The organism is Methylomonas subterranea (assembly GCF_024505185.1).
In the GTDB taxonomy this organism is placed as follows: domain Bacteria; phylum Pseudomonadota; class Gammaproteobacteria; order Methylococcales; family Methylomonadaceae; genus Methylomonas; species Methylomonas subterranea.
In genome coordinates this window covers 257845-266116 of the sequence record NZ_JANIBJ010000001.1, presented here as the reverse complement: position 1 = coordinate 266116, position 8272 = coordinate 257845, and the positions used below count along the sequence as shown (strand labels likewise).

Sequence of the window (8272 nt, the reverse complement as noted above, 5' to 3'; positions counted from 1 at the left end):
TGTCGGCCGGCGCCGGTTTGGCTGTTTGCGCCGCCGGTTTTTTCGCGGATTCGGAAACAACGGTTTGCGGCTTTGCCGCCACTGGGGCGGGCTGGACTTGATTGGCCGGTGCGGCCGCTACGATTTCCGGCAGTCTCTCAACGACCGGCGCCGGCTTAACCGGCTCCGGCGCTGATTTGACTTCCGCCTGGATCGGCGCCTGGGCAGGGAGTGGGGCCGGAGCCGCCGGTTTTTCCTCGGCTTGCCGCTGTTGCAACTGGATAGCCTGTTGTTGCCTGTCGCGTTCCAGCTGTTTTTGCGCCGTTTCGTATTGTTCGACGGCCAGTTCCAGTTTGACCAATTGCTGCGTCTGGGTGTCCAGACGATTTTCCAGACTGGCGATCAACATATCTTTCTCGGCCAATTTGGCGGACTCGGCATGCAGGTTTAACTGCAACTGGGTTTTGGCCTGTTGCTCGCCCCGGAAACGCTCGGCAACCCGGGCAATGACGGCCTCGAACTCGGGCAACAGGTTTTCCGCATCGGCCGCCGGCAGGTTATGCAAATTCAATTCGAAACAATCGACTAAATTGACCAGACTGTCCGCCACCAGCCGTTTGCTGCCGTTCAAGCGCGATTCGAAACCCAAGGCCCGTTGCGACTCTGCTTGCGCGGTTTGTTCGGCGGCCAGCTTGGCCTCTTCGGCTTCCGCCAACTGCTGACGCAAGGCTTCGATTTGCTGATTGGCCTGCTCCAGACCTTCCTGGGTTTGCTTCTTGGCCTGATTGGCCTGAATGATGTTTCGTTTTAAAAACCCGATCCGGATACTATAAAAGATGGCTGTCAGCAGCCAGACGGAAAGCGCCAGACTAATGGCATATTCCCGGTTATGCAGGGTCAGTTGGTACCAGTGTTGCAGCAATTCTTCAAAAAAAGGCACAAGTTTTTGCACGGTTTCCATTACAGCGTCCTGTTTATAATTATTCTGAAAATAAGATCATCGCGAAGATGACGGTAAGATGTCTATTGTAAACGACCCGCTTATATTTCGTTCAGCAACGATAATTCGGCGGGATGCGGAGTCATGTAAAAAGACTCGTCGATGAAGGCATCCGGCTGTTTGCGAAAGTGATGCCGCAGCAAGGTCAACGGTACGATCAAGGGCACACTGCCCGCCCGATAACTCTCGATGGTGTCCACCAATTCCTGTTTGTCGTCGCCATCGATGTTGCGCTTCAGATAACCCTGAATATGCTGCAATACATTGACGTGATTACCTCGGGTGGCCACGATTTTAAGACAGGCCATCAAGCCCGCGATGTAGCGTTGGCCGATTTCCTCGATATTATCGGCCCGCGCTTCGGCAACCAGCCGTCCCAACTCCCTGGCCCGATTTTGCTCGTGGCTCATCGCAATCAATTTATGCCGGCTGTGAAAGCGCATCAAGCCGTGCGCGGTCAGCGGGGCCCGGCAAAGCCGCCGCCAACGATGACGCACGAATACCCGCTGGATGAAATTCTCCCGCAAGCCCGGATCGCCCAAGCGGCCTTCTTCCTCGACCGGCAAGGTCGGAAAATGCTCTTGCAGATAATCGGCAAACACCCCTACCCCGGCGCGGGCCGGGATATCGTTTTTATAAACCTTGACCCGCGCCATGCCGCAACTGGGCGAATCCTTTTTCAGAATATAACCGCATAAGCCATCCAGCCAGACGCTTTGTTTTTCAGCCGCTTCCCGCAAGGCTTCGGTGACATCCAAACTGTGATCCTTAACCCCCACCACCCTGATACTCGCGCCGATTTCCCGCAACTGCACCGCCGGACGCGGTACGCCCAGGCCGGCTTCCACTTCCGGGCAAAAGGCCCTGAACTGGAAATACTGTCCCAGGGTGCGCTCGATATAACTGTGGTATTTGTGAGCGCCATCGTAGCGAACCGCGTTACCCAACAAACAACTGCTGATGCCTACCACAATAGTATCCGCATGGTCGGCGGCCGAATTTTCGACGTTCATATACTCTCCAAAAATGTTTCCCTATCGTTAGGATTCCGCCCCTAACGCTCATGAAACCGGCGCATCGCCCCGGCAAATGAAAGTAGTGCGGCTGGGTACGGTTCCTCGCCGGACAGGACGCCGTAAATACGTCCGTGTAGGCTCGACGGCAGCATCCTTGCTGCCGACGCCTGTCCAACAAGCAACCGTACCCGCTCGATTTTTTACTTTCAGAGTAACGCTCATGAAGGCCTGGCAATCACCCCGGCAAATGAAAGTCAACAGCGTTATGTCCTTAGTTTTCTGGGCGGTTGCCGCGTAACTTTCAGAGTAACGCTCATGAAGGCTTGGCAATCACCCCGGCATATGAAAGTCAACGGCGTTATGTCGTTAGTTTTTGGGCGGTTGACACGTGACTTTCAGAGTAATAACGTCCCGATTTATATCCCTCACCCAGGGGGCCATGCACAAATAGGCGGGTCGACATTTTCGCCGGGTTAAGGGCTATGATAAAGGCGCGGCAGCGCCCGCTGCATGAAAACAACAGCAGCCTGGGGCCAGTTTGCCATCAATAAACCGCTTTGCCTAAAAAAACCGCCGTGCAACTAGCGACCCGGATGACTTTATGGCACGATGCCCCGAGCCATGGTCTGTTTAATTACCGCGCTATGTCAGCCTCAAGACACACATGAATAGGCTGGCCCGGCAGTGGCTGTCGGGCGCGGGGATAAACCTGGAATTTCCGATAAACGAGTCATTATGCCAAGCAAATCAAGCAATACCCCGAACCCATTAAAGCGGCTGCGCCTGCTGGGCTGCGCCGCGATTATCGCCTGCGCTCCGGCGCAAGCGCCGGCGGGGGAGCGGGTCTGGCGCTTCACGCATGCCATTGCCGCGCCATGGGGGCCGGCATTGCCCGGCGGCGCTCAATTGAGCGGCAGGACCGTGACACTGGGGGATGCCAGTCTGCGCGGTCCCGAACCGCTGCGCTGCGAAACGGCGCGCATCGAAGCGACCCGCCTGCCGGCCGAAGGCCTGTTCGAGGGCAATCTGCCGGCTCCCGCCACGGATAGCGCGAAGACGTTGGGACTTGCCGGCTTTCCGGTCGACGGCATCCGGGTAAGCTGCGACAACGCCGGATTCGAATTCCACCGGGCCGATGCCGACACCCTGTTGCTCGGCCTCGACAACCGGGTGTGGATATTGTCCGGCGCACCCGGGACAACCGCCGCGGCGGACTCGCCGGCCGGTGTCGTGCAGCGATTGCTGGAATTGCATTTCAACGGCGACATGGGCTTTACCCCCGCCAGCGCGGCGGCCAAGGCCGCTCTCCTGAGCGCCGGACTTGCCAACGATATAAACGCCTATTTCTCCCGTCCATTGGCGGAAGATCAAGTCCCCGACATCAACGGCGACCCGTTTACCGCCAGTCAGGAATATCCGACCCGCTTTGCGGTCGGTGCCGCCGAAATCGCCTTGGAAAACCGCGCGGCCCAGGTACCGGTGCGCTACGCCGACGACTGGCGCGAATATAGTGTGCAATTTCTGTTGTTGCATAGCGACGCGGGCTGGCGGGTGGACGATGTGGTCGATGGCTCGGGCACCGGTTTGCGCAGTTTGCTGAGACGCGAAACACCATGAATAAACGCCATTTATCCATCATCTGCCTGCTCTGCGCCGGGCCGGTTGTCGGAGCGGAGCAAGATTTCGCCGATTTTCTCGGCGGTTTTCGCGCCGCCGTCGCCGGCAACGATGCCGGCCGGGTTGCCGACATGACCCGGCTGCCTTTTCTATTTGCCGGCCGGCCCCACGGCCGCGACGAATTTGTCGAGCTTTATCCGACACTGTTCGATGCGGCGGTTCGCTCTTGTCTGGCCGAGGCGACCGCGCTGACCGAAGCCGCCGACCGGGTGTTGTTCTGTCCGCCTTACGCCTTTTATTTCGACAACCGGGACGGCGGCTGGAAACTGCGCGAATTCAACGCCGATGGCGAGGATATGCCTTGAACATCTCGGCAAGTATCGCCTTGACCCTACTGTGCTTGCTGGCCCACGGCCAGTCGGCCCGGGCCGATGCGATTCCGGCCGCGGCGCGCAACTGCGCAATCGCCGCGCCGCCGGCGGATTCGGGTGCCTATGTCACGCCGGGCGGTTTTTTGATCGTCCATCCGCGCAACGCGGCTTTGTCGGCCGATTACACCGGCTGCAAGTCGATCTGGCTAGCGGACGAGACGGCGGGCACACCGTTATTGCTGCGTTTGTATTTTGAACAAGGCAAACTGCTGGCGTTACGTAATCATCGCGCGGCCGCCCCCAATGAATGCGTGCGACCATTCGACAGTCCGGCTTGCCGCGATGCGGATGCCAATCCGCTGACGACCCTGTATTTGGCCACTTGGCCGCTGGCGTGCATGGAAGGCTCCCGGCGGACCGATTGCAGCGGCGATCCCGATTGACCCAAGGCATCTAGGCATGATGGAAACGTTATCGCTTTGGTTGTCCGAATATCCGCTGCTGGCCGGCATGGCGTTCGGATTGTTCGTGCTGTTGCTGCTAGGTCTGGTGTTCGGCACACTGATGCGCCGCGCCGGCATGTCGCTGAAACCCCTGGTCTGGTTCTTCGTGCTGATGCTGTTGGTGGCGGGGCCGCAAGCGGTCATGCACATCCTGGACGTTCTGGCGTTCCAGAAACAGCGGGCAGCGGTGCCTTCCGCCGAACCGGGGGCTACAGGCGATAGGCAATTGGCTCCCATCCCCTGGCAACAGGTATTCGGTCCGGATGCCGACCCGGATCTGATCGTCGATCCGCGCCAACCTTTACAAGTCATTCTGGGCGAGGCGGAACAAGCGGCGCTGTCGTTCAGCAAGCGCGCCACCTCGGCCTTGGCCGCGCGCTTTTCTTCGCCGGCACAAGCCGCCCGCGCGCGAACCTTGTATGCCGGCTTTTTTCAGTTCGCCCAGGCGACCGGCAGCGATGCGCTCGGCTGGACCGCGCAACGCTATGCCGGTGCCGGCGAGTGGAATCATGTGGTGGTGGCGGGCGCAGAGCTGTATGCCTGGACCGCCGCCGACCGCGACAGTGTTATCGAACAACGCGAACGCGCCTTGGGTCCAATGGGCGCGGCGGGCCTGACGCCACTTTCCTTGAGCGGCACACAAACCGCCAGGCCCAAGCGCGCGCATGAAGCCAGACTGGTGACCGACAATCTGGATTGGCGCTTCATGCTACCGTTTGCCATTGTCAATCTTGCCGCCGCCGTGTTGTGGTTCTTTTGGGGCGCCGCCTGGGCGGCGCGCACTTCGCCCAAGACCACCGCGCCGCCCGCGCCGGCCACGGCATTAATCGGCAAGTTGCTGTCAGCCTACCCAAGCGAATCGGCCGTCAAAACCGTCCTGAACCCGGATGGCTCCATCACGCTGGACTGGAATTACGCCGATGCGGCCTGGTTCGACCTGATGCGCGCGCATCGTATGAAACGCACCCAACGTCTGCTGCTCCAACCGGACCCGGCCGGGCATACGGTGCGGGTACGCGAGTATTGGAGCTCTTTCGACGCCTCGGCCGGCGTCAACGGCCTGCGTCTATCTTGGTACGCCGCCACCGGCATCCAGTTTTTCCGTCTGGAGCAACAACGGGAATTCGGCGTGCAACTCGGCGCCGGCGGCCGCCCCAACGGCGCATTGAGCCATGCTTACCGCTTCGACCTGCAAGCCATGAAACAGCCGGCCATCGATGCCGTGACCGCCGCGGGTTGGCGCTGGCAACCCGTCCTGTTGACCGGCCCCGGCTGGTTGCGCTGGCTGACGGGTTAAGCCGATACGCCGGGAGCACTAGCCGATGCGCCATGCCCGGTCGGCCGCAACAAGGCCGCGGATTTCATGCGGGAAATCGTCCTACGGATAAATCAGCTCTCCGACCGGGAAGCCCAGTTCGGCGGCTTGTTGCAGCAGTTCTTTCAAAACGGTTTCATCCAGCGTGGGCGCGCGCGCCAAAATCCACAGGTAATCGGTATTGGGACCGGCAATCATCACATAACGGTAAGCGGTTTTATCCAGCGCGATGATGTTATACGCCCCGTAAAATGGCCCGAAAAACGACACCTTCAGGCGCCCCACATCCGGGGTGTCGATGAAATAGGCTTTACCTTCGGCGCTTCGGCGTTGCCGGCTTTCCGCGTCATATCCGCTATTGATCACCTTGACCCCGCCATCCGCGCGCAAACTGTATTCGGCGGTAACCCGGCTCAAGCCGCGTTCGAAGCTGTGGTCCAGCCGGGCGATTTCGTGCCAGGTACCCAGGTAGCGTTCCAGTTCGAATCCCGTAACGGGCCTTACCCCTTCGGGAATGCCGGTACACGCCGTCAAACTCAACAGCGCCAGCCAACTTAAAATACTTCGCATAAATATCCCCCGATTATTGATCGGCTTGCTGAAACAGGGCCTTGGCCCGTTGGCTGCGCAAACCGTGTTCGACCATGGGCGGCGGATAAGACCCCGCCAACGGTTGTTTAAACCAGTTGTGAATCCGCTCTGGAGAATAATGCTCTAATTCCGGCAGCCAGCGTTTGATATATACGCAGTCGGGATCGAATTTTTTTTGCTGCAGCCAGGGATTGAAAATCCGGAAATACGGTTGGGCGTCACAGCCGGTTGAAGCCGCCCATTGCCAGTTGCCGTTATTGAGACTGGGATCGTAATCCAGTAAATGCCGGGCAAAATAACGCTCGCCCCAGCGCCAGCTAATCAGCAAATCCTTGACTAAAAACGAAGCGACTATCATGCGCACCCGGTTATGCATGCAGCCGGTTTGGTTCAACTGCCGCATGCCGGCATCGACAATCGGAAAGCCGGTCCTGCCGTCCGCCCAGGCCTGAAATTCATCCCTGTCGTTACGCCAGTTTATGGCGTCGTAACGCCGTTGAAAGGCATGCCCGAACACCGTGGGGAAATGGAAGCCGATGTGGGTAAAAAAATCCCGCCAATACAGTTGCCGCAACAAGGGATGCTCGGGGCCGAGTTGCGTCAGCGCCGCGTGATAGGCTTCCCGTACCGAACAGCAACCGAACTTGAGATAGGCGGACAAATCGCTGGTGGCCGATAGTGCAGGAAAATCGCGTTGTTGTTGGTAGTCCCGCAAGGCAGCCAATGCGTGCAATTTTTGCAGGGCGGCTTGCCGCCCGCCCGGCAAATCCTTGCAAGCGGATGATCGTAAACTCGCCATCAGCGCTTCGGCTTCCGATTCGCCGTCCATGAATTCGCCGCCGCACAACTCTTGCGGCGATGCAACCGCATGCCAGCGCACCCGCTTATAAAACGCCGTGAATACCTGATAGGCGGAACCGTCGCTCTTCAACGCCTGTTCCGGCTCGGTCAGCAGCGCATCGGCGTGACTGGAAAACGCCAGCCCGCGTTGCTGGCAAAAAGCTTGCAAATCGGCATCCCGCTTGCGGCTAAACGGCGTGTAGTCGCGATTGACGAACACGGCCTCTATGGCGTGTTGCTGTTGCAAGCGACCGATAAGCTGTTCCGGCTGGCCGTGATACAGCCCCAGCCGGCAGCCGCGCGCCAGGCATTGCTCGCGCAAGTCTTGCAGGGCTTCCAGCATGAATTGCAGTCCCGGCCGGCTTTGATAGGGGTGGGCATCTATTTGGCGCGGATCGAAAACAAAACAGGCCAACACCCGCCCGGACCGGCTCAGGGCCGCATGCAAAGCAGAATTGTCGTACAGGCGCAAATCGCGGCGAAAAATAAACAGGGAATTTGCAAAGCGTTTCTGCATGCCGGACTAAACGCAGTCGCCCCAGTGAATGATCATTTGCTGGCAATTAAACAGAATATTGGGGTAATACTGATAAATGACCCCGCGCAAAGCCAAATCGCAATAGGCCGCCGCCGTGAGGCAGCGCGCGGTGGTTGCCCAAAGCCGGCTGGAACTGTTTTTGGAGCATCGCCATACCGCCCCCGTCCAATAAATCAACGGCATGGCCATGATCACGTGCATGGTGACCCAACTGGCCACCGTAAAAGTGCCCTCTTGCACCCGGTAGTCGATGTAAAACAAAATACCGTTAAAAAACACAAAAAACGGCCAGAACGCATCCTTTAATTTCAGATAGCCCAGCCAACTCCATTGCAAATAGAAATACAAGGTCGGCGGCGTGCGCTCTTCCCATTCCGGCTCGGGGGGCGGCGTAATGCTGTAAGTCAGCATCGCCAGGCCAAGCGCCACCAGCAGCGCTTCATACCAGCTGATAAAGGAGGTAAAGGCAAATAATATGGATAGACTGTCGATCAGCATGATG

Annotated in this window: 9 protein-coding genes; 4 read left to right on the top strand and 5 right to left on the bottom strand. The window is 58.7% G+C overall.

Annotated elements, in window-relative coordinates; genetic code table 11:
• A partial coding sequence (locus NP590_RS01215) for an SPOR domain-containing protein (protein ID WP_256600315.1) occupies positions 1 to 940 on the bottom strand: 940 nt, incomplete at its 3' end.
• 80 nt (positions 941 to 1020) lie between these two features.
• On the bottom strand, positions 1021 to 1992 hold the full coding sequence (locus tag NP590_RS01210; protein WP_256600314.1) for a YbgA family protein: 972 nt from the start codon (positions 1990 to 1992) through the stop codon (positions 1021 to 1023).
• Between the two features lie 738 nt (positions 1993 to 2730).
• Here NP590_RS01210 and NP590_RS01205 point away from each other — a divergent pair.
• Genes NP590_RS01205 through NP590_RS01190 form a run of 4 tightly spaced genes read left to right on the top strand, consistent with a single transcriptional unit; the run spans position 2731 to position 5783 of the window.
• Entirely contained in the window at positions 2731 to 3612 is an 882-nt protein-coding gene (locus tag NP590_RS01205) for a hypothetical protein (protein ID WP_256600313.1), read from the top strand.
• On the top strand, positions 3609 to 3977 hold the full coding sequence (locus NP590_RS01200; protein ID WP_256600312.1) for a hypothetical protein: 369 nt from the start codon (positions 3609 to 3611) through the stop codon (positions 3975 to 3977). Before NP590_RS01205 ends, NP590_RS01200 begins: the two co-directional genes overlap by 4 nt.
• The gene (locus NP590_RS01195) at positions 3974 to 4426 is read left to right on the top strand and encodes a hypothetical protein (RefSeq protein WP_256600311.1); all 453 of its coding nucleotides are present in this window, start codon (positions 3974 to 3976) and stop codon (positions 4424 to 4426) included. Before NP590_RS01200 ends, NP590_RS01195 begins: the two co-directional genes overlap by 4 nt.
• 16 nt (positions 4427 to 4442) lie before the next feature.
• Positions 4443 to 5783 (top strand): hypothetical protein, encoded by a 1341-nt coding sequence (locus NP590_RS01190; protein WP_256600310.1) that lies wholly within the window; start codon positions 4443 to 4445, stop codon positions 5781 to 5783.
• Positions 5784 to 5864: 81 nt separating this feature from the next.
• On the opposite strand, the gene NP590_RS01185 is transcribed toward NP590_RS01190, so the two are convergent.
• Genes NP590_RS01185 through NP590_RS01175 form a run of 3 tightly spaced genes read right to left on the bottom strand, consistent with a single transcriptional unit; the run spans position 5865 to position 8268 of the window.
• On the bottom strand, positions 5865 to 6371 hold the full coding sequence (locus tag NP590_RS01185) for a lipocalin family protein (RefSeq protein ID WP_256600309.1): 507 nt from the start codon (positions 6369 to 6371) through the stop codon (positions 5865 to 5867).
• A 13-nt stretch (positions 6372 to 6384) separates the two neighbouring features.
• Entirely contained in the window at positions 6385 to 7749 is a 1365-nt protein-coding gene (locus tag NP590_RS01180) for a cryptochrome/photolyase family protein (protein ID WP_256600308.1), read from the bottom strand.
• Between the two features lie 6 nt (positions 7750 to 7755).
• Positions 7756 to 8268: a hypothetical protein gene (locus NP590_RS01175; RefSeq protein WP_256600307.1), complete on the bottom strand. Its 513-nt coding sequence runs from the start codon at positions 8266 to 8268 to the stop codon at positions 7756 to 7758.
• Positions 8269 to 8272: the final 4 nt, after the last annotated feature.